At 26.3% G+C, this 21,686-nt stretch carries 21 protein-coding genes; 9 read left to right on the top strand and 12 right to left on the bottom strand.

What is annotated here, in order from left to right:
* Window positions 1-6: 6 nt before the first annotated feature.
* Genes CNZW441b_RS04625 through rplI form a run of 6 tightly spaced genes read right to left on the bottom strand, consistent with a single transcriptional unit; the run spans window position 7 to window position 4,856 of the window.
* On the bottom strand, window positions 7-555 hold the full coding sequence (locus tag CNZW441b_RS04625; protein ID WP_131163858.1) for a hypothetical protein: 549 nt from the start codon (window positions 553-555) through the stop codon (window positions 7-9).
* A complete protein-coding gene (locus tag CNZW441b_RS04620; protein ID WP_131186696.1) occupies window positions 548-1,699 on the bottom strand; it encodes a hypothetical protein in 1,152 nt (383 codons plus the stop codon). Before CNZW441b_RS04620 ends, CNZW441b_RS04625 begins: the two co-directional genes overlap by 8 nt.
* Window positions 1,686-2,558, bottom strand: coding sequence for a GTPase Era (gene era, locus CNZW441b_RS04615; protein ID WP_131163860.1), 873 nt, complete (start codon window positions 2,556-2,558; stop codon window positions 1,686-1,688). Before era ends, CNZW441b_RS04620 begins: the two co-directional genes overlap by 14 nt.
* Window positions 2,555-3,874, bottom strand: a complete 1,320-nt coding sequence (gene hslU, locus CNZW441b_RS04610) for an ATP-dependent protease ATPase subunit HslU (RefSeq protein ID WP_131163861.1) — start codon at window positions 3,872-3,874, stop codon at window positions 2,555-2,557. Before hslU ends, era begins: the two co-directional genes overlap by 4 nt.
* Window positions 3,871-4,413 (bottom strand): ATP-dependent protease subunit HslV, encoded by a 543-nt coding sequence (hslV, locus tag CNZW441b_RS04605; RefSeq protein ID WP_131163862.1) that lies wholly within the window; start codon window positions 4,411-4,413, stop codon window positions 3,871-3,873. The genes hslU and hslV overlap by 4 nt, the downstream gene beginning before the upstream one ends.
* Window positions 4,413-4,856, bottom strand: a complete 444-nt coding sequence (rplI, locus tag CNZW441b_RS04600) for a 50S ribosomal protein L9 (RefSeq protein ID WP_131165990.1) — start codon at window positions 4,854-4,856, stop codon at window positions 4,413-4,415. The genes hslV and rplI overlap by 1 nt, the downstream gene beginning before the upstream one ends.
* A gap of 175 nt (window positions 4,857-5,031) precedes the next feature.
* On the opposite strand from rplI, the gene CNZW441b_RS04595 reads away from it, so the two are divergent.
* The 4 genes from CNZW441b_RS04595 to CNZW441b_RS04580 are packed head-to-tail and all read left to right on the top strand — an operon-like array spanning window position 5,032 to window position 7,655.
* Window positions 5,032-5,280: an RNA-binding S4 domain-containing protein gene (locus CNZW441b_RS04595; protein ID WP_131165991.1), complete on the top strand. Its 249-nt coding sequence runs from the start codon at window positions 5,032-5,034 to the stop codon at window positions 5,278-5,280.
* On the top strand, window positions 5,274-5,681 hold the full coding sequence (gene tsaE / locus CNZW441b_RS04590; RefSeq protein WP_131165992.1) for a tRNA (adenosine(37)-N6)-threonylcarbamoyltransferase complex ATPase subunit type 1 TsaE: 408 nt from the start codon (window positions 5,274-5,276) through the stop codon (window positions 5,679-5,681). Before CNZW441b_RS04595 ends, tsaE begins: the two co-directional genes overlap by 7 nt.
* Window positions 5,674-6,402: an LPS export ABC transporter ATP-binding protein gene (gene lptB / locus CNZW441b_RS04585; protein ID WP_131163866.1), complete on the top strand. Its 729-nt coding sequence runs from the start codon at window positions 5,674-5,676 to the stop codon at window positions 6,400-6,402. Before tsaE ends, lptB begins: the two co-directional genes overlap by 8 nt.
* 2 nt (window positions 6,403-6,404) lie before the next feature.
* Entirely contained in the window at window positions 6,405-7,655 is a 1,251-nt protein-coding gene (locus CNZW441b_RS04580) for an RNA polymerase factor sigma-54 (RefSeq protein ID WP_131165993.1), read from the top strand.
* 9 nt (window positions 7,656-7,664) lie between these two features.
* Here CNZW441b_RS04580 and CNZW441b_RS04575 read toward each other — a convergent pair whose 3' ends face one another.
* Window positions 7,665-8,603, bottom strand: a complete 939-nt coding sequence (locus tag CNZW441b_RS04575; protein WP_131165994.1) for an NAD(P)-binding domain-containing protein — start codon at window positions 8,601-8,603, stop codon at window positions 7,665-7,667.
* Between the two features lie 68 nt (window positions 8,604-8,671).
* On the opposite strand from CNZW441b_RS04575, the gene CNZW441b_RS04570 reads away from it, so the two are divergent.
* On the top strand, window positions 8,672-9,904 hold the full coding sequence (locus CNZW441b_RS04570) for a glutamate-5-semialdehyde dehydrogenase (protein ID WP_131163869.1): 1,233 nt from the start codon (window positions 8,672-8,674) through the stop codon (window positions 9,902-9,904).
* 11 nt (window positions 9,905-9,915) lie between these two features.
* On the opposite strand, the gene CNZW441b_RS04565 is transcribed toward CNZW441b_RS04570, so the two are convergent.
* Window positions 9,916-10,521, bottom strand: a complete 606-nt coding sequence (locus tag CNZW441b_RS04565) for a nitroreductase family protein (RefSeq protein WP_131163870.1) — start codon at window positions 10,519-10,521, stop codon at window positions 9,916-9,918.
* Window positions 10,522-10,622: 101 nt separating this feature from the next.
* Here CNZW441b_RS04565 and CNZW441b_RS04560 point away from each other — a divergent pair, with 101 nt between their 5' ends.
* From CNZW441b_RS04560 to CNZW441b_RS04550, 3 genes are read left to right on the top strand one after another with little or no spacing between them, the layout of a single operon-like run.
* Window positions 10,623-11,768, top strand: a complete 1,146-nt coding sequence (locus CNZW441b_RS04560) for an efflux RND transporter periplasmic adaptor subunit (protein ID WP_131186693.1) — start codon at window positions 10,623-10,625, stop codon at window positions 11,766-11,768.
* On the top strand, window positions 11,768-13,693 hold the full coding sequence (locus tag CNZW441b_RS04555) for an ABC transporter permease (protein WP_131165996.1): 1,926 nt from the start codon (window positions 11,768-11,770) through the stop codon (window positions 13,691-13,693). Before CNZW441b_RS04560 ends, CNZW441b_RS04555 begins: the two co-directional genes overlap by 1 nt.
* 1 nt (window position 13,694) lies before the next feature.
* Window positions 13,695-15,050 (top strand): TolC family protein, encoded by a 1,356-nt coding sequence (locus CNZW441b_RS04550; protein WP_200287104.1) that lies wholly within the window; start codon window positions 13,695-13,697, stop codon window positions 15,048-15,050.
* Here CNZW441b_RS04550 and CNZW441b_RS04545 read toward each other — a convergent pair.
* From CNZW441b_RS04545 to CNZW441b_RS04530, 4 genes are read right to left on the bottom strand one after another with little or no spacing between them, the layout of a single operon-like run.
* The gene (locus tag CNZW441b_RS04545; RefSeq protein WP_131163874.1) at window positions 15,040-16,152 is read right to left on the bottom strand and encodes a GDSL-type esterase/lipase family protein; all 1,113 of its coding nucleotides are present in this window, start codon (window positions 16,150-16,152) and stop codon (window positions 15,040-15,042) included. The two genes, CNZW441b_RS04550 and CNZW441b_RS04545, sit on opposite strands and share 11 nt — an antisense overlap.
* Complete coding sequence (locus CNZW441b_RS04540) at window positions 16,145-17,122, bottom strand: SGNH/GDSL hydrolase family protein (protein ID WP_131165998.1); 978 nt, start codon at window positions 17,120-17,122, stop codon at window positions 16,145-16,147. The genes CNZW441b_RS04545 and CNZW441b_RS04540 overlap by 8 nt, the downstream gene beginning before the upstream one ends.
* Window positions 17,122-18,486, bottom strand: coding sequence for an MBOAT family O-acyltransferase (locus CNZW441b_RS04535; RefSeq protein WP_131165999.1), 1,365 nt, complete (start codon window positions 18,484-18,486; stop codon window positions 17,122-17,124). The genes CNZW441b_RS04540 and CNZW441b_RS04535 overlap by 1 nt, the downstream gene beginning before the upstream one ends.
* Before the next feature lie 18 nt (window positions 18,487-18,504).
* Entirely contained in the window at window positions 18,505-19,005 is a 501-nt protein-coding gene (locus CNZW441b_RS04530; protein WP_131163877.1) for a ferritin, read from the bottom strand.
* Between the two features lie 230 nt (window positions 19,006-19,235).
* On the opposite strand from CNZW441b_RS04530, the gene CNZW441b_RS04525 reads away from it, so the two are divergent.
* On the top strand, window positions 19,236-21,686 hold the full coding sequence (locus tag CNZW441b_RS04525) for a hypothetical protein (RefSeq protein ID WP_216681259.1): 2,451 nt from the start codon (window positions 19,236-19,238) through the stop codon (window positions 21,684-21,686).

Genomic DNA, 21,686 nt, shown 5'->3' with positions numbered 1-21,686 from the left:
AAGCCTTTATTTTAAAATTATAAAATTAAGTGTTAATTTGAGTTCTAGGTTAATGCTTTTTAGATTTTCTATGTCAATGCTTTTTATATTTAAATAAAATTTTGAATTTTCCAAAGCTAGAATAAATTCCAACAAATTTTTAAAATCTCCTCTTGCTATTAGAAAAACATTGTATTTTTGTATATAATTAAATTCAGTATGTGAATTTTGAATATTTTCAAAAATAATATTATATTTCTTCGCTAAAATTTCTATTTCTTCAATATATTCTTCATAACTGTGTTTAAATTTATTTATTTGTTTATTGTACAGACTGATTTTTTCTGTTTGCTTTGCTAATATATCTTGTAATTCTTTTTGTTTTGTTTTTAAATTAGAAAGTTCTGTTTTTTGGTTGTATATATTTTGCTCATCAATACTTAATTCATCAATAAAAACAAAGAGAAATTCGTAAGTTTTAAAAGCAAGAAAAAATGCAAATATAACTAAAAAGATAAGAAGAAGAATTTTTTCTCTTAGATTTAAATTTTTAAATGAAATGTTTAAATCAATCATTTTTATAACCTAGAGAAATTTTTAACGCAGTTTCATCTTTGTCAATGATTTTAAATGAGGACTTATCATTGAATAGTTCTAGTGTTTTTTTGAAATTATCTTTATTGTAAAATGAAACCATAATAGTATAATTTGATAAGCTAAGAGTTAAAATTTGTATATTTTTTTGATTTAATAAAGAAATAAATTCAAAAAGGGTTCGTGTTTGATTATTAAGAATGAAATTTTTATTTAGCTCCAATAAGATATTTTCATTTTGTTTTAACAAAAGCTTTTGATTATTAATCATAGAATTTAATTCTTGATTTTCTTGCTTTATATTATTATTTTGTTTAATAATTTTTTCAAATTCATAATTTAAATTTTGATTGTATTTTTTGGTTATTTGGCTTTCTTTATAAGATGGGTAATTTTTTAAAAATAAAATAGCTAAAGAAAAGCAATAACATAATAAAAAGAAAACAATAATCTTAAGATAAGGAGTAAAATTTGTTTTTGTTATCTTGATAAAATTTGCATCATTATCAAGATGCTTTTGTGCCAAAACGCTTAATTTTTCTAAAGCATTTTCTTTTAAAATATTTTCTAAATTTAAAAAAGGAATATCAATGTGTTTCATTAAAAATTGACTAAATTTGAATTGATCACGATGAAGAATAAAAATTTGAGTTTTATAATATTTTAAAAGTTCTAAAACACGACCTTGCTCAAAAAGGATTTCAAAAAAGAGTTTTTCTCTTTCATTTTGATTTTTTAAATTGATATCTTTAAGGCTAAATTGAGGTAAATTTTTGATTGTGCATAAATTTCCGTTTTGATAAAAAGTTAAAAAAGTAAAATTTTCATTGAAATTTATAAGTGCAAAATTTGATTCTTTGATTATTTTTTCATCAAATAATACTTTAAAAAGTAAAGGTTCTGGATAGCAAAACTTTAAAGAATTTAAATTTTCAATCAAAGTAAAAAAAATATGATAAGTATCATTTTGTTTAACAAAACTCATTTGATATTTAAAAGCTGGAGTGAGATTAAGTTCTTTTGTTGTATTTATAAACAAAGAGTCATTGTCAAATTCCCCTTGTTTTTGAGTATAAATTAGCTGATTAAAAGAAATAAAAGAGCCTTGGTTTTTACTCTTCTTCATTTAAAAGCTTTTTTATAAAGTTTTCATCTTTTTGCCAATTTTTTTTAATTTGAATAAAAAGTTTTAATAGAACTTTTTTTTGGGCAAGTTTTGAAATTTTAATTCTTGCGTCTTTTCCTATTCTTTTTAATGTTTTGCCTTCTTTTCCTATAATCATAGCTTTATGGGAATTTGTATCTGTGATAATATCTGCTTCGATGATTAAAAATTCATTTTTATCTTTGAGTTTTTTTATAAGAACTTCACTACAATAAGGAAGTTCTTCGCTTAAATTCTCATATACAGCTTCTAAAATAAAATCTCTATAAAGATCTTTTTCATTGCTTGTGGTTAGAAACTGAGGATCATAAAAATATTCATGTTCTGGTAAATATTTAATGATTTCATCTAATAGAATTTTCTTATAAGATTTTTTCTTTGAAGAATAAGGAATAACAGCTTTAAAGGTGTTAAATTGATTATATTCGTTTAATTTCTGCAATAACTGCATATTGTTTGTTAAGTCTACTTTGTTGATTACTATGATGTGTGGTACTTTAGGGCTTAGACTTAAAAAATCTTCATAATCTTTAATAGGATCAAAAACACTTGCTACAAATAAAATAAGATCACAATCACTTATAGATTTAATAGCACTTTGAACTAACATTTGATTTATTTTTTGAGAACTTTTATGAAGACCGGGTGTATCCACGATAATAATTTGATCATTACCGTGCATTACAATAGCTTTTATTTTGCGTCTTGTTGCGTTTTGTTTGTGAGAGACTAAGGTAATTTTTTCTTCAAGCAAGGAATTAATTAAAGTGCTTTTCCCTGCATTTGTTCTACCAATAACACTCACAAAGCCTGATTTCACAAAATATACCTTGCTAAATCTTTATTTTCTATCACATTTTCTAATTTTTCTTTAACCATATTTTTATCTACTGTGAATTTTTTTCCAGCATACATATCAGCTTCAAAACTTAAATCTTCTAAAAGTTTTTCTATAACTGTATGTAAGCGTCTTGCTCCGATATCTTGCATTTCTTCATTGGCTTTTGAAGCAATTTTTGCTATTTCTTTTATAGCTTCATCATCAAATTCAAGCTCTAATTTTTCGGTTTTTAAAAGCTCTATGTATTGTTTTAATAATGAATTTTTAGGTCGTGTTAAAATTTCATAAAGAGCTTTATCATCTAAACTATCAAGCTCAACTCTTAAAGGAAAGCGTCCTTGAAGTTCAGGAATTAAATCACTTGGTTTGCTTAAATGAAAAGCACCTGCAGCAATAAAAAGAATATGATCTGTTTTTAAAGTTCCAAGTTTTGTTTGCACGCTACTTCCTTCAACTATAGGAAGTAAGTCTCTTTGAACACCTTCTTTGCTTGGATCTTGTCTGCTTGAATTTCCGCTTGAAATTGCTATTTTATCAATTTCATCAATAAATATAATTCCTTCATTTTCTGCTCTTTTTAAAGCTTCGCTTTTAATACTTTCTTGATCAAGAATTTTATCACTTGCTTCATTTTTTAAGGCATTTTTAGCGTCTTTAATTTTCATTTCTTTTTTTACTTTTTTGCTTCCTACTCCAATAACCTTAACTATATCCTGCATTGCACCCATTTCAGGAGGTAGATTTGGATTAGTATCAAACATATTTTGAGAAACTTCTATCTCAATCATACTTTCGTCAAGATCTCCATTTCTAAGCTTAGTTCTCATTTTTTCAAAGCTATTTTTATATTCTTCTTGTTTTTCATCACTAACGCCTTTTGGCAAAGGAGGTAAGAGTTTTTCTAGAATTTTATCTTCAATAAATTGATCAATTTTTTCTTGATTTTTTTCCTTATGTTCATTTTTAACTAAATTTAAAGCCGCATTAGCTAAATCTCTCACCATACTTTCAACATCGCGTCCAACAAAACCAACTTCTGTATATTTGCTTGCTTCAATTTTGATAAATGGAAATCCCATCATTTTAGCCAATCTTCTTGCAATTTCGGTTTTTCCAACTCCAGTTGATCCTATCATAAGAATATTTTTTGGCATAATATCATCTTGAAGATCTGGAGTTAACTGCATTCTGCGATAACGATTTCTTAAAGCAATAGCTATAATTTTTTTTGCATTTTTTTGACCAATAATATAATCATCTAAAAAATGGACAATCTCTTTAGGAGTTAAATTCATTTTTCATCCTTTATGCAGTAAGTTTTAATGTTTGTATTGGTGTAAATACAAATTTCTCCAGCAATTTGAAGGCTTGATTTTACAAGCTCTTCTTCGTCTAAATTGCTATGTTTTGCTAATGCTCTAGCAGCCGATAAGGCATAATTTCCACCACTTCCAATGGCAGCAATAGCTCCATCTTCTGGTTCAACTACATCTCCAGTTCCTGAGAGTAAAAATATATGCTCTCTATCCAGCACCAGCATCATTGCTTCTAGTTTTCTTAAAAATTTATCTTTACGCCATTCTTTAGAGAAGTCGATTGCAGCTTTTAAAAGATCTCCTTTAGAGCTTTGAAGTAAATTTTCAAACATATCAAAAAGATTGAAAGCATCAGCTGTGCTTCCTGCAAAACCTGCCAAAACCTTTCCATTGTTAAGTTTTCGTATTTTTACAGCATTTGCTTTTAAAACTGTATTGCCAAAACTTACTTGTCCATCGCCTCCAATAACAGACTTATTTTTTCCTTTATAAGCTAAAATTGTAGTTGCATGAAACATTACTCAGCCTTTACATTGATATTAAATTGCGCATGGATACTATGTCCTAATTTCAAACTAACACTATGACATCCTAGGCTTTTTATTGTATCACACTCTAAAGTTTTTTTGTCAATTTCAATATTTTTTTGTTCTTTTAAGGCATGTGCTATTTCATCTTTAGTAACTCCGCCAAATAAATTCCCATTTGCTCCGACCGGTTTTACAATTTCAATAGTAATTTTGCTTAATTCTTCTTTTAGTTTTTCTAAATTTGCTAATTCAAATCTTAAATTTTCAGCTTCTTTTTTCTTTTGAGCTTCGTATTTTCTTAAAACTTCTGTTGTAGCTAGTTTAGCGTAACCTTTTCCTATAAGAAAGTTTTGTCCATATCCATCTTTTACTTCTTTTATTTCTCCTGCTTTGCCTAAGCTTTTTACATCTTTTATGAGTAAAACTTTCATAAGTATTCCTTAATGTTTTGATTTTTAACAATATTAGGATAAATTTTATTATTTTTCTCTTTAAAGTCTACTTTCTATACAGAAAATATTAATTTTTATTATTTTGTTTGGGCAAAATTTTTAAATACAAGCATTTTTTGTTCCAAAATATATTTTTTTTGATATAATTTGAAGTATGAGAATAGATAAATTTTTAAACGTAGTAAATATTACAAAAAGACGTGCTATTTCTGAAGATATGTGTAAAAATGGTGTAGTTTCTATTAATGGGAATGTAGTTAAAGCAAGTAAAGAAGTAAAAATCAATGATATTATTTCTTTGCATTTTAATAATGGGGTTCAAAGTTACAAAGTTTTAGCTATTCCCACAACAAAAAATATCCCCAAATCATCACAAAATGAGTATGTGATTAAAATATGCTAGAGATGATTTTAAAACAAAACGAGCTTAATCAGCTTTTTAGACATTTGCCCAAGGAAGGTGTAATTTTAATTAAGGGTGATTTAGCAAGTGGAAAAACGACTTTGGTTAAAGAATTTGTAAATTATTTAGGCATTAGGGATTTGGTCGATTCTCCTACCTTTTCTATAATGCAAAAGTACTTCAATGATCAATACGTAGTTTATCATTATGATATTTATCAAAAAGGTTTTAAGTCATTATTAGATAATACTTTGATAGAAAATTTTTTTGAAAATGCTTTACACTTGGTGGAATGGGGTGATGAAAATTTAAAAAACTGTCTTGAACGTTTTGGAAAAAAAAGTATTTTTATAGAAATTGAATTATTTAAGGATAAGAGAAAGTATAAGATTTATGAGTAAGCTAGAAATTCTTAATTTAGAAAAAGTAATTAAAAAAACTAAAATTATTCATAGTGTTTCTTTGGAGCTAAATAGCGGTGAAGTTGTTGGTCTTTTAGGGCCTAATGGGGCTGGAAAAACGACAACTTTTTATATGATTTGTGGATTAATTCCGCCTAGTAATGGTCAAGTTTTACTTGATTCAAAGGATATTACAAAGGATCCATTAAACAAAAGAGCTAGACAAGGAATTGGTTATTTACCGCAGGAAAGTAGTATTTTTAAAGATTTAAGCGTGGAGGATAATTTACTTTTAGCGGCACAAGTTTTTTATAAAGATAAAAAAATTTTAAAAGAAAAAGTAGAGCAAATGTTGGAGCTTTTAAGTATAGAGCCTATTCGTTTAAGAAAAGGATTAAGTCTTAGCGGAGGCGAGAGAAGAAGATGCGAAATTGCAAGATCTTTAATATGTGATCCTAAATTTTTATTGCTTGATGAGCCTTTTGCTGGAGTTGATCCCATTGCTGTTGCTGAAATTCAAAATTTAATTAATGAGCTTAAAAGCTTAAATATTGGTGTTTTAATTACAGATCATAATGTAAGAGAAACTTTGGCAATTTGTGATAGGGCTTATGTTATTAAATCAGGTGCATTATTGGCTAGCGGTAGTGCTAAGGAAATAGCGTATAATAAAGATGTGATCAAACACTATTTAGGAACAGAGTTTAAATTCTTGGATTAAGTATGTTAAAGCAAAAATTAGCTCCCAAAAATAAGCTTTCTCAGACTTTAAGAAGTTGGTTGCCTATTTTACAAGCAAATATTGAAGATTTAAAAGAAAATTTAGATGAGTTTAGCAAGGAAAATCCTTTTGTTAATATCAAAGAAAATGTTAATACACAAGTTAATAATAAAAATTATATAGATTATTTTTATAAAAACTCTACTCAAGCACAAAATCTTCAACATATGGCTATAACGCAGAAAAGTGTTTATGAAATTTTAAATGAACAAATCATTCCGCCTTTATTTCCTACAGAGAAATCTCAAAAAATTGCATATAAAATTATAGAATGTTTAAATCATGAAGGATATTTTGAATTTGATGAAGAGCTTTTAAAAGAGTGGAGCCAAAGTGAAATTGAAAATGTAAGATTAAGATTTAAATTTTTAGAACCCATAGGAGTGGGAGCAAAAGACTATAAAGAAGCATTTTTATTTGCTTTGGATAATTTAGATATTGATAATGAGCTTTACGAATTTTGTAAAATTTTGATTAAAGATTTTGAAAATATAGGATCTTATACAAAAGAAAAACTTTATAAGGAGGCAATAGTTTTAATCCGAAAATTTAGCATACCTCCTTTTATCGAATATTTTGAAGATAGCAGACAAATAGTTCCTGATATTTTTATTTTCAGGGAAAATGATGAGATAAAAGTTAAAATAAATGATGAATATTATCCAGAAATATCTTTAGAAACCGATGGAATGAGTCATGAATTTTTAAGTGCTTATATCAAGGAAGCCAAAAATTTGATTGATGCTTTAGCTATGAGAAAAGCAACTCTTTATAAAATAGGACTTATGATAGTAGAATATCAATACGATTTTTTCTTGGGTAAAGAAATTAAACCTATGACTTTAAAAAATATTGCAGATGATTTAGAGCGTAATACTTCTACTATTTCAAGGGCAATTGCAAATAAATATTTAAGCTGTGAAAGAGGTCTTATACCTTTAAAAGACTTTTTTACTATCGCTTTAGATGAAAATGGTGAAACATCAAATACGAGTGTAAAAGAATTTATTGTAAATTTAATTAAAAATGAAAGCAAAAAAAAGCCTTTAAGCGATCTTAAAATTCTAGAATTGATACAAAAAGAATTTAAAATTGATATAGGAAGAAGGACAATAACAAAATACAGAAAACAACTTGATATTGGAAGTTCTAGCGAGAGAAAAAAAATCTATGAGCTTGAAGGTGCTAAATAATCTTTAAGATTATTTAAGCACGGAAATGATTTTAGCTGCATCATTTAGACCGCAAACTATGCTAGCACCATTTTTTGTTGTTATATCTCCTGCAAGAAAAATTCCTTTAATATTACTTTCTTTATTTTCATTCATCAAAGGTATTCCTTTATCATCAACATTAACACCGCATTTTTGTAAAAAATCAACCGGAGTTGAACCGCCAATAGCATAAATTATACGATCATAAATTTCAAAAGTTCCATCATTAAATTTCACTTTAGCCTTAGAATTTTCATCTTCTACTTCTAGAATATCAACACCCAATTTTAATAATAATTTATTTTGATTTGCTGCACTTTCTATATCGTTTAAATTGGTATCATTTAATCTTGTAAATTTATCTTTTCTATAGCAAAGACAAACTTGATTTTTGCTAGCTAAATCAACAGCATATTCTGCTGCAGAATTTCCTCCCCCAACAATGAGAATCTTTTCATTGTTTTGAACATTATTAGCATTAAAATTAATTATTTTAGTAAGTGTAGGAGGTAGTTTATAATCAGGTTTATTAGGCTTACCCATTCTTCCTATAGCAATAATAATATTTTGACATTCGTAAGTGTTTTTAGAAGTTGTTACTATAAAATTTTCTTTATCTTGCTTAACGCTTTCTACTTCGCTTGAAAATTCTATGCTAATATCATGCTCTTTTATTAAAGACTCAAAATTTTCTATAGTGCTTTCTTTTGTGCCGTCTTCAAAGCGAACATGACTATAATTTTCTCCTTCTAATCCTTTATAAGCCTTATCAACTCTTTTGCCGTCTTTATAAAATTGTCTTAGAGTTTGGCAAATTTCTTTTGTCTTTTCAAGAATTAAAACTTTTTTATTTTTTAATTTGGCCTCTATGGCACATCCAATTCCAGCAGGGCCAGCGCCAATAATAATTAAATCTAATTTTTCCACTTTTTTCCTTTTTTTGTTAAATATTTTTGTATAATTTAACAAGTTTTTTGTAAACAAAGGATTAAAGAATGAGAAATTTTGTTCAAAATATCAAAAAAAACTCTCAAAAACTTTACAATTTAAATCCTAAATTAAAAGAAAATATTATTTTAGATTTTGCAAAGATTTTAAAGGAAAATTCTAATTTTATTTTAGAAGAAAATTTAAAAGATTTGCATGATTTTAAAAAAGATGATGCCTTAAAAGATAGACTTTTATTAAATAAAAATCGCTTGGAGGATCTTTGCTTGAGTTTAGAGAAAATCGCTTATTTAAAAGATCCTATAGGAAGCATTATAGAAGGCTGGGTTAATGAAGATGGATTATTGATTCAAAAGATAAGAATTCCCATAGGTTTAATTTGTGTTATTTATGAGGCAAGACCTGCTTTAAGTGCTGAGATCATAGCTTTGATGCTTAAGAGTTCTAATGCTTGTATTTTAAAAGGAGGAAGTGAAGCAAAAAATACCAACGCAGCTATTTTTTCACTTATAAATAAAATATTAGAAAAATATCATTTAAATGATTGTTTTTCTATGCTTTTTAGTAAAGATGATGTGTATTCTATTTTAAAAATGGATGATTTAATTGATGTTATTATTCCAAGAGGAAGTTCTAAAATGATACAAGAGCTTTCTAAAAACACTAAAATTCCTTTAATAAAGCAAGATAAAGGTTTATGTCATATTTTTGTAGATTATAATGCTTCTTTAGAGCAAGCTGTAAATATTATCATAAATGCAAAATGTCAAAGAGTAAGTGTTTGTAATGCTTTAGAAACTTTATTGGTGCACGAAAGTGTTGCTAAAAATTTTTTTAAATTGCTTATCCCAAGGCTTGAGGAATTTAAAGTTAAAATTCATGTATGCAAAAATACATTTTCATTTTTTGAAAATTCAAATTTAGAATATATTTTGGCCGATGATGAAACTTTTTATACAGAATGGCTTGCTTATGAACTAAGTATTAAAATTGTAAAAGATTGCCAAGAAGCTATAGAGCATATTAATAAATATAGTTCTTATCACTCAGAAGCTATACTTTCTAATGATTTTAATAATATAGAAAAATTTAAAAAAACAATCCAATCAGCTTGTGTATATGTAAACGCTTCAACGCGTTTTAGTGATGGTTCTAAGTTTGGTTTTGGTGGAGAAGTTGGAATTTCTACCAATAAACTTCATGCTAGAGGCCCTATGGGTATTAATGAGATTTGTACTTATAAATATATTATTGATGGACAAGGACAAATTAGAATTTAAATGTAGTAAAATTATAAAAATTTTACTACTTCATCAAAGCTAAAGCGATTTTTAACAGGAATTTTCTCTTCTTCACTAATTCCTAAAGCTACAATTAAAGTAGCGCTTTCTTTTTGAGAATTTAAATTTAAATAAGAATTTAATTTTTCTTGATTAAATCCTCCTATGGTGCAAGAGTTTATTTTTAAAGCATTTGCTGCATAAAGTATACTTGCTAATGCTATATAAGCTTGCTCTCTTGAGTAGGCTATTTTTTGTTTTTCATCTAAAGAATTTAAAAATGGTTTATAAGTATTAATTCTTTTTTTAATTTCTTCTTCTGGCATATTTCTTGCTTTTAGTTTGTTTTCAAAATATTCATTAAAATCAAATCTTGATGTGATTATAATTAATGCTGTAGCTGTTTTAACATGATCTTGATGATTAGCGATTAAAGATATCTCCTCTAATTTCTTTTTATCTTGAATAACATAAAATTTCCAAGGTTCTAATCCCAAAGAACTTGGACTTAATCTTGCTATTTCTAAAATAGCTTTTAAATCTTCTTCTTTAATTGTTTTATTGCTAAATTTTCTACAAGAATACCTTGTTGTAAAAACTTCTAATTCTTTTTTCATTTTTTCTCCTTATATAATTTAATCGTATAGAAATTTATATTAAAATTCACATAAAATTTATTTTTATTAAATAGAATTAAGTTTATTTTTGAAGGTTTTAAATGAAATATAAAATTCTTTTTATTGTTTTGTTAATAGGTATTATTTTTGGAATTTATTATGGTGTTTTTTATACCAAAGATAAAGTTCAAGTTGTAACTCAAAAAATTCAAAGAAGCAATATTGAGCAAAGTATAGAAGCTGTTGGAAAGGTTTATGCCAAAGATCAAGTTGATGTGGGAGCTCAGGTAAGTGGGCAGATTATAAAACTTTATGTTAAAGTTGGAGATAAGGTTAAACAAGGTGATTTGATTGCTCAAATTGATAAAGATAAACAGCAAAATGATTTAGATATTACAAAAGCTAAACTTGAAAGTATAAAAGCAAGTTTAGAAAGTAAAAAAGTTGCCTTTGATATAGCAAGCAAGCAGTATCAAAGAGAGCAAAAGCTTTATGCTCAAAAAGCAACATCTTTAGAAAGTCTTGAAACTCTTAAAAACAATTATTATACGCTTAAAGCAGATGTTGCAGATTTAAATGCACAAGTTATCCAACTTGAAATTAGTCTTAAAAATGCTCAAAAAGATTTAGGATATACGACGATTAGGGCCCCAATAGATGGGTATATTATAAATGTTGCTGTTGATGAAGGACAAACTGTCAATGCCAATCAAAGCACCCCAACTATAGTTAAAATCGCAAATTTAGACGAAATGGAAGTTAGAATGGAGATTGCAGAAGCTGATATTAATAAAATAAAAATAGGAACAGAAGTTAATTTTGCAGTATTAAGCGATCCAGATAAAAAATATCAAGCTTTAATTTCAAGCATCGATCCAGCCGATACTGAGGTTAGCGATTCTAGTTCCTCTTCTAACTCTTCTAGCTCCTCTTCTAGTGCAATTTATTATTATGCTAAATTTTTTGTTCCTAATAAAAATAATTTTTTACGCATTGGAATGAGTATTCAAAATGAAATTATTATCCAAAGTGCTAAAAATGTTATTGTGGTGCCTACTTATACAATTTATAATGATGCCAATGGGTATTATGTAGAAATTTTAGAAAATGATAAAAAAATAAAAAAATACATTAAACTTGGAATTCACGATGCTATAAACACTGAAGTTTTAGAAGGTTTAAGCGAAAATGAAGAATTAATTATTTCTTTAGATTCTTTAGATAACACAAAAAAGATGAGAATGTGATGATACATCTTAAAAATATTTGCAAATTTATAAATCAAACTTGTATCTTAGATAATGTTAATTTAAACATAGAAAAAGGTGAATTTGTTGCTATTATAGGTCAAAGCGGTAGTGGCAAGACAACTTTATTGAATATTATTGGAACCCTTGATGAACCAAGCAAGGGGAGTTATATTTTTGAAAATTATGAAGTAACTTTATTGGATAAAGAGCAAAAAGCTAGATTAAGACGTGAAAAAATTGGTTTTATTTTTCAAAGATATAATCTTTTAAGTTTATTAAGCGCGGGCGAAAATATCGCTTTGCCCGCTATATATACAGGAAAAAAATTTCATCAAAGAAATCAAAGAGCAAGAGAGCTTTTATCTAGCTTGGAGTTAGAGCATAAATTTGATTTTAAACCAAATGAACTAAGTGGGGGACAACAGCAAAGAATTAGTATAGCAAGAGCTTTAATGAATGGTGGAGATTTGATTTTAGCAGATGAGCCAACTGGAGCTTTAGATAGTAAAAGCGGGATTAAAGTTCTTGAAATTTTACAAGAGCTTAATAAATTAGGTCATACTATTATTTTAGTAACACACGATAGAAGTATTGCAGCTAAAGCAGAAAGAATTATAGAAATTAAAGATGGAAAAATACTAAGTGATACCAAAAAAAATACTAAAGAATTTAAAATAAATTTAAAACCTTTTTCGAAAGAAATAAAAACATTTGATCTTTTAAGAAATCAGATTTTAGAAAGTTTTAAAATAGCTTTTTCGTCTATTATTGCACACAAATTAAGATCAATACTTACTATGCTAGGAATTATTATAGGTATTGCTTCTGTTGTATGTGTAATTGCCTTAGGTCTTGGCTCTCAAGAAAAAATTCTCTCATCTATTTCAAGACTTGGAACTAATACAATTGAGATTATCCCAGGAAGAGGATTTGGGGATTTAAGATCTGGAAAAACAAGACTTAATTTTAGCGATTTAAATACTTTAAGATCTTTAGAATATCTAGATGCAGTAGAGGCAAGAGCCACAACTTCTGGAGTAGTAACCTTTAAAAATACTTCTTTAAATGCAAGAGGTGAAGGAGTTGGCGTAAATCAGTTTAAAATTAAGGGTTTAAATTTAGAAGCTGGGACTTTGCTTAGCGAAGATGATATTAAAAATAGCTCCAATGTTGTTGTGCTTGATTATAATGCCAAAAAAAATATATTTAAAAATGAGGAAAGTAAAAATATTTTAGGTCGTATTGTTATTTTTGATGATCAACCTTTTAAGATTATAGGGGTCTTAAAGCAAGATACAAATAAATTTTTTGAAGATAATACAGTGCGTCTTTATATGCCTTATACAACTTTAATGAATAAATTAACCGGAGATAGGAATTTAAGAGAAATCATAGTAAAAGTTAAGGATAGCGTAAGCTCTTCTTTGGCTGAAAGTGCTGTGATTAGAATTTTAGAAATTAAACGCGGGAAAAAAGATTTTTTTACTATAAATTCAGATAGTATAAAAAAAGCTATAGAAGAAAATGAGCGCACCACAACCATTTTGACAGCATCTATTGCTATTATCGCTTTAATTGTCGGTGGTATAGGTGTTATGAATATTATGCTTGTTTCAGTTAGCGAAAGAACTAAAGAAATAGGAATTCGTATGGCTATAGGTGCTAGAAAAGAAGATATTTTGATGCAATTTTTAATAGAAGCAATAATGATATGTTTAGTCGGTGCTATTTTGGGGGTATTTTTATCCATAGCGATAGTTTTTGCTTTTAATACTTTTAGCGTTGATTTTCCTATGATACTTTCGAGTGGGTCTATTATTTTAGGTTTGTTGAGTTCTATTTTAATTGGAATTATTTTCGGTTTTTTTCCAGCAAAAAATGCTGCCAATTTAAATCCTATCAATGCTTTATCTAAGGAATAAAATGAAAATTGTAATATTTTGTTTTATGTTTATTTTTTTGGGTGCTTGTGCAAGTAATATTTCTATGATAAAAGAAGAAAATCTTTCTCAAGATGAATTAAAAGATTTAAATATTACAAAAGAATGGTGGAAATTATACAACGATAAAAAACTAAACGAGTTTATTTTTTTTGTATTAGAAAATAATACCGACATTAAAGTAGCTAGAACAAATTTATTAATGGCCTTAGCTAGAGCTGATTTGATTAATTATGATTTGTATCCAACCTTAAGTGCAAATTTAGCTTTTTCAAGTTCAAGAAATTTAAATCAAGGAATTCACTCAAATAATTTCTCAAATTCTTTAAATTTAAACTATGAGCTTGATATTTATTCTAAGATTTCTGATGAATTTAAGGCAAGAGAATTTGATGCAAAAGCAAGTGCTTATGATTTAGAGAGTTTAAAATTAAGCATTATTAATTCTACAATTAATAATATTTTTGAGTTGGCTTATTTTAATGATGTTGCCATTCTTTTAAAAGAATATATTCTAAATTTAGAACAAATGAAAAATCTTTATAGTTTTAAATATGAGCTTGGAAAAATTGAAAATCTTGATTTATTAAATATTGATCAAAATTTATTAAAAGCAAAACAAAATTTGCTTTCTAATGAACAAAATAAAGAATTATTGCTTAAAAATTTAAAAGATCTTATAGGAAAGCAAGAAGGTTTTGTTTATCTTGAATATTTTAAAAATTTATCTCTTGATGATTTTAAAGATTTAAATGTGAATTTTAATATCCCTTTAAATGCTTTATTTTATAGGCCAGATGTTTTGGCTAAATTAAATAATTTAAAAGCGGCATTTAAGGATTATTCTAGCGTAAAAAAATCCATGTTTCCTGCTATTTCACTGGGTGCAAGTTTTAGTGGAAGTGATGAAAAATTTGATGAAAGTTTTAAATTTTCTTTTTTAGATGGCAATATTAAAATTTCTCTTCCTTTTTTAGATTATGCAAGGTTAAAGAAAAATATTAAAATTTCTGAGTATTCTTATAAAGTTTTAGTTTTTGAATATGAGCAAGTTTTACAAAGTGCTATTAATGAATTTGTATATTATTCCAAGGATTATGAAAATACTATTCAAATATTAAATAATCTTAAAAAAATTAATTTAAAACAAGAGCAAATTACTAAAGCTTATTTACAAAAATATGAACTGGGCAAAAGTGAACTTAAGGATTATTTAGATGCAAAAAATAGTCTAAATTCTTCACTGCAAGATTATTTAAGGGCTAAATTTAATCTTTTATCAATTATTAATTCATATTATCAAATTACAACTATCTATTATGATGCTACTAATGGATAGTTTTAAGGGTATTTATAAGATCTTGATACATTTTTTTGGCCATAATCTCATAGCCTTTAACACTTAAATGCACATCTTTTAATGAAAGTTTTTGTTTTATCCAATAATCTTTTCCTTTGTTATCTTTCATAAATTGATGCATATCAAAAATTAAAGTTTTTTCTTCTTTTGCAATTTCATAAAGACTTTTTCTTATGGTAAAAAAATGTGAGTTTGATTCTTTTATGGTTGGTGGAGAGATTATCATAAAAACAGCATTTTTATTAATCTTTTTTAAAATTTGAATCAGTTTTTTAAAATCTTGTTTAAATGTTTTTTTATCAAATTTACCATATAGAGCGTCATTGGTTCCATAAGCAAGTATAATCAAATCTTGTTTTAAAATTTTAAGCTCTTCTTTGCTTATGTTTAAATTCCATTCCTTCCATAGATCGCTTTTTGCTCCATTGATAGCAAGAGTATCTAAAAAAAGATTATTTTTGTTTTTATTATAAATTATATATCCACCAAGCTTTGCATTTTTGGTTAAAGCGGTGATTTTAAAAGGAAAATCAAGCTCTATTTCTTTATAAGACCATTTATTTTTTTTGCTTTTTAGTTTATAGGTTTTATTATTTTTGTCTTTGATTATAAAGGCATCATCACTAGATGGGCTTTTAAAAATAAAACCCACATTAAATTTTTTAGGGTTTAATTTTGTATCAAGGATAATATAAGCATTTTTTTTTAAAGCATTTGCTATAACTCCCCCCAAAGGATAATTAATATTTTTTTTGAGATTTTTAGAGCTTAGAATTTCAAAATTTTTAAATTCATAAATTAAATTTGAGTTTTGTTGATATTTTGGCTGAATGGCATAAACAAAACCTAATGCATTTGTTTTAAATAATAAATTTCTTAAAGTATTAGGAAAAAAATCTGCAGCTATATGAGAATCTCCATAAATTCTAATTCCTAGATTTTTATTTTCTTTAATTTTTTGTTTGAGTAGTTTTAAGGATTTATTATCTGCATAATTACTAATGCAATTTCTAGTATCTAGTGATACAGCATTTAAAAAAACATAAGAACAAACTATAAAAATAATAATATTTTTAATCATTTTCGCCCTTGATTTTTATATAACGCATAAGAAGTTCTGACATTTTTTTAGCGCCTGTTGGTGTAAAATGGATCCCATCATCTGTTCTTATTTTAATGCTTTTATTATTTTCATCTTTGATATAAGTTGAGAATTTATTTTCATAACTAAAAAATGTTTTAGTCGGAATAAAAATTTCATCATTATTTGTCACAATATTTTGATAAATATTATTTAATATAATAATTTTTTTATTTAGATCTTCTTTTTTTACAGGAGGAATTTCATACCAAAATATTTTTACATTGTATTTTTTAGCAATACTTATAAGTTCTTGCACTCTATAGGTATAAATTTGAAGCCAAGATGGTGAGTTAAAATGATGATAAATTCCATTTTTTTTAATATCCCAAGGGTCGTTTACGCCCAACAAAACAACTAAATATTTAATATTTGGATTTTTTTGCAGGGTTGTTTTTGTGGTATTTGCCCAATTAAAATATGATTTATAAGATAGTCCTGTATTTTGCTTGCTAAGATTTATGGTTTTTATGCCTAAATTTTTTAAATCTTTATTTAAAGAGATGGCAACTCCTTGCATCAAAGAATCCCCGATAAATAAAAAGCCATCTTCTTTAGGATCTATATAAATGATAGGCTCTAAATTTTTTGTTAAATTATTGTCTTTGACTATATCAAAATTTGTTTGTTCTAGATAATTTGATGCATTGAGTTCTTTTGAATTATTATCCTCTAAAATAACATTATCATTATCTAGTGTATCCTTAAGTGTATTTTGTTGGTTAATAATAATATTTTTAATTTCTTCTAATTTGACTTTTAAGGAATTTGCCTGTTTTAATATGGTATTTTGCGGATAGAAAATAAGATGATATTTTTGTTCTAAATAAGAGCTAATGCTTTCATTCATTACTAAAACGACCAAGAAAAAACTAAAAATCAATACAAACAAAAATTTTAAAATATTCATCAAAAACTCGAATAAATGAAATTTGGAATTTCATTAGGGATAAAAGTAAAAATTAAGAGCAATAAAAAGGCTATTATAATTGGTTTTAATATTAGTGGTGTTGCTTCTAAAATTCGAGTGCAATTTTTTTGATAATTTCTAAAAGATGGATAAATTATAAAAAGAATAGAAAAAACAATCAGCACATAAAAAGTTTCATAATCAGGAAGTAAAAAGAAATTTTTATAGCAAATTTTTAAATATTCAAAACTATCTTCTAAATTTGGATAATAAAAAAATATCCAAGTAAAGCACACAAAATGAAAGGTTGTAAATCTTGCTATAAAAGGAAATTTTTTAAGTTTAAAAAGTGATATGTGATTAAATATCACGCCAAAGCTGTGCAATAAGCCCCAGATAAGAAAATTAATTGTATTTCCATGCCAAATTCCTGAAAGACAAAAAGCAATTATAATATTGAGATATGTTCTTAAAATCCCTTTTTTATTTCCCCCTAAAGGAATATAAATGTATTCTTTTATAAAATTAGAAAGACTTATATGCCATCTTGACCAAAAATCTTTTAAATTTGTTGCCAAATAAGGCATATTAAAATTAATAGGAATGCTAAAACCAAGCATTAAGGCAAAAGCACTAACTAAATCTATATATCCGCTAAAATCACAATAAATCTGCAAAGCATAAGCATAAATAGCACTTAAAAGTTCTAAAAAACTATAATTTTGAGGATCATCTAAAATACCTTTAGAATAAATTTCTAAGTAATTTGCTAAAAATACTTTTTTAAAAATTCCAAACAATAATAAAACAAAAATTAAGTCTATATTGCCAAATTTTCTTTTTTTAAAGATTTGATTAAAAAAGAACTCGCTTTTCATAATAGGACCTAAAAGCAAAGTTGGAAAAAAACTAAGATAAATAGCAAGATTAATAAAGCTTTCAACCTTATGTTTTTTATAAACGCTAACAAGATAAGTAATAGAATTAAAAGTATAAAAACTAATGCCTATTGGAAAAATAATATCGATATTTAAAAAATCAAATCCTAAATAATTAAAAACAATATTTAAACTATCTTTAATATCTGAAAAATATTTAAAAAAACAAAGATTTAAAATAACAGATATGATTGAAATAAAAAGAATATATTTTTTTTCTCTTGTAAAAATAAGCAAAGCAAAATAATGGATAAAAAAAGTATAAATCAATAAAATCAAAGCAAAATAAGGATTGATAAGAGTATAAACTAAATAACTAAACAATAAAACTAAAATATTTTGTATTTTATAGTATTTTTTAAAGATCCAATAGATTATAAAAAAAGCCGATATTAAAATGCTAAATTCTAAAGAAAAAAAAGTCATTTTTTATCGGCAATAAAGTTATTTTTTAGCTTGTGCTAAATTTTTTATATACTGATCTGCTAGATAAAGACCATTGCCATTATTTCCGATAAGTTTAATCTTATCAACTATACCTCTAAATAAAGCCTCTTCTTCGTGTTGTTCACTTACATACCATTGTAAAAAATTAAAAGTTGAATAATCTTTGTAATGCAACATTTGCTCTACTAAAAAATTAATAGAATTTGTAATAAATTGTTCGTGCTCAAAAGTTTTTTCAAATACATCAAGCAAAGAAGAAAAATTTTGTTCAGGTTGCTTAACTTCTCTAAGATCAACATGAGAATCTGTTTCGTTTAAATAAGTGATTAAACGTTTTGCATGTTCGCTTTCTTCACTTGCGTGATTAAATAAAAAAAGTCCAGCCCCATCAAGACTATTTTCATAACACCAAGAACTCATACTTAAATACAAATTTGATGCATACATTTCTTTGTTGATTTGTTCATTTAGTAATTTTACAACTTCTTTTAAAAGCATTAAAACCTTTCTTAATTTTAAATTTTATCTTATAATAATATAGTGATTTTTTTAAAAATAAAATAAATTTTTAAGCACAGATTTTATGTCTTAAAGATATCTTAATATATTATGAATAAATTCTTTTATTAAGGCTTACTTTTTAAATAGCGTTTTTGATTAAGCTTTATACAAAAACAAGTGAATTTTTATTAAAATCATGTCTTTAAAATATTTTTTAAGGATATGATTTGTTTAAGGAGCTTTTAAAACTTAGCGAAGAGCCTTTAAAAAGTAAGATTAAGGATTTGTATTTTTCTAAGTTTAATTATGTAGGTACTAAGATTGATTTTTGTATCACTCAAAATTTAGGACTTTTAGGCGAAGTTAATTTACTTTGGGCTGAAGCCAAACAAGGAAAAAGCGAGCTTAAAAAGTCTTTTGTTCAGCTTGTGCTTACCATGGGAAAGTATAAATTTTATACAGAGCAAACTCCAAATTTACTTTGTGCTTTTGACGCTGAAAAGATAGCCTTTTTACCCTTTTCTTCCTTGCAAGAAATTTTTTATCAAAGCGATATAGACTTTAGCGTAACACCTAGCAATCATAAAAGTGAGCAGTTTTTAAAACTTCTAAAAGAACTAGATAGCATTTTAAATACAGCACAAATTTTTTATTATGAAAAAAATGATGAAGAATTAAAAAATTTCATAAAAGAAAATCTTACGAGTGAAAATATAAGCAAATTTAAAATCGATAAAAACAATTTTGTAAGTATTTATCATAAATGGAACAAAATGGTTAAAGATACCATCAGTATTGATTGGAATTTGGCTAAAGAAAGTGGGATTATAGATGCTGATTTTTATTTGGCTGATTTACTTTCAAATGAAAATGAAACTATCAGTCAAAATTTATTTGCTATTCTTAAAAAAGATTATTATGAATTTAACAAAACAAAAAGCCATTTAGGTTCTATCATCAACGAACGCACTTCGTTTAAGGATAATCAAAAAGCCCATCATGAATTTTGGGCGATTTATGAGCGTCCTCCAAGAAAAGAATTTTGGGATTATATTATAAAGCGTAGAGATTTGCTTGTAGATCAAGATATAAGAGAGAGAAAAGGAGCATTTTTTACTCCAAGAATTTGGGTGGATAAGGCTTGTGAGTATTTATCAAAAACTTTTGGTGAAAATTATGAAGAGGAGTATTATATATGGGATTTAGCTGGTGGAACAGGGAATTTACTAGCTAATTTTACCAATGCAAAAAATATTTTTTGCTCCACTCTTGATAAAGCTGATATAGATGTTATACATGAGCGTATCAAAAATGGTGCAAATTTGTTTGAAAAACAAGTTTTTCAATTTGACTTTTTAAATGATGAATTTTTTGATGAAAAAGATGATAAAGGCCATATCAAACAAAAATCAAAACTACCTTTAAATTTGCAAGAAATTTTAAAAGATGAAAATAAACGTAAAAAATTAATAATCTTTATCAATCCTCCTTACGCGGAGGCTGGAACTACTGCTACAAGGAATAATACTGGAAAAAATAAAGAAAAGGTGGCTAGAGAAAATAAAATTTGTGAAAGATACAAAGATATTTTAGGTAAAGCAAATAATGAGCTTTTTGCGCAATTTTTTATAAGAATTTATTGTGAAATTGAAGGAGCTATACTGGCTAGCTTTTCTACTTTAAAATATGTAAATTCTACCAATTTTATAAAATTTAGAGAGAGTTTTAAGGCTAAGTTTTTAAAAGGTTTTATGGTTCCTGCTTATACCTTTGATAATGTAAAAGGAAATTTTCCCATAGGATTTTTGATATGGGATATGAGTAAAAAAGAAGAAATTAAAAAAATAAAACTTGATATATTTAATGAAAATGGAAATTTTTTGGGCAGGAAAAATTTTTATAGCGATAAGTGTAATTTTCTTTCAAGTTTTGGAAAAATATCTTTTGATAAAAATAAAATTCAATTATGTCATTTTACAGCCAAAGGAAATGATCTCCAAAACCAAAATGGTGTTTTCATAGAAAATTTTGAAAAAACAAGAACTAAATCAGGTGGTGTTCATATTTTTGTAGAATTAAATAATTTTCTAGAAATTTGTATATCTTTCTCAGTGCGTCATGCTATAAATGCTACTTGGATAAACGATAGAGATCAGTTTTTATATCCTAATGATTTATATGAAAATGATGATGAGTTTAAAAGTGATTGTTTAGCTTTTATGCTCTTTCATAGACAAAATAAAATAAGCTCTAAAGAGGGGATAAATCATTTCATACCTTTTAGCGAAAAAGAACTAGGTATCACAAAAGAAGCTTTTAAGAGTGATTTTATGTATAAATTTATAAAGGGCAAGATAAAAGATGAAAACTCACTTTTTGATGATGAATTAACAAAGATAGAATTTAGCCCCCAAGCAAACGAACTTTTAAAAGCTGGAAAAGAACTTTTTAAGTATTATCATACCCATAGTGAAGATAAAAACTATCTGGTCAATGCTTCACTTTATGATATCAAAGAATTTTTTCAAGGTAGAGATGAAAAAGGCAAGATGAATAATCCTTCCAAGGCAAAAGATGAGCATTATAAAGCTTTGCTTAGTGATTTAAACACAGCTTTAAATGCTTTAGCCAAAAAGCTAGAACCAAAAATTTATGAATACGGCTTTTTAAAGGAATAA

The sequence above is a fragment of the Campylobacter novaezeelandiae genome (assembly GCF_018968685.1).
Lineage (GTDB): Bacteria > Campylobacterota > Campylobacteria > Campylobacterales > Campylobacteraceae > Campylobacter_D > Campylobacter_D novaezeelandiae.
This window is presented reverse-complemented; position numbering and strand designations above follow the sequence as displayed.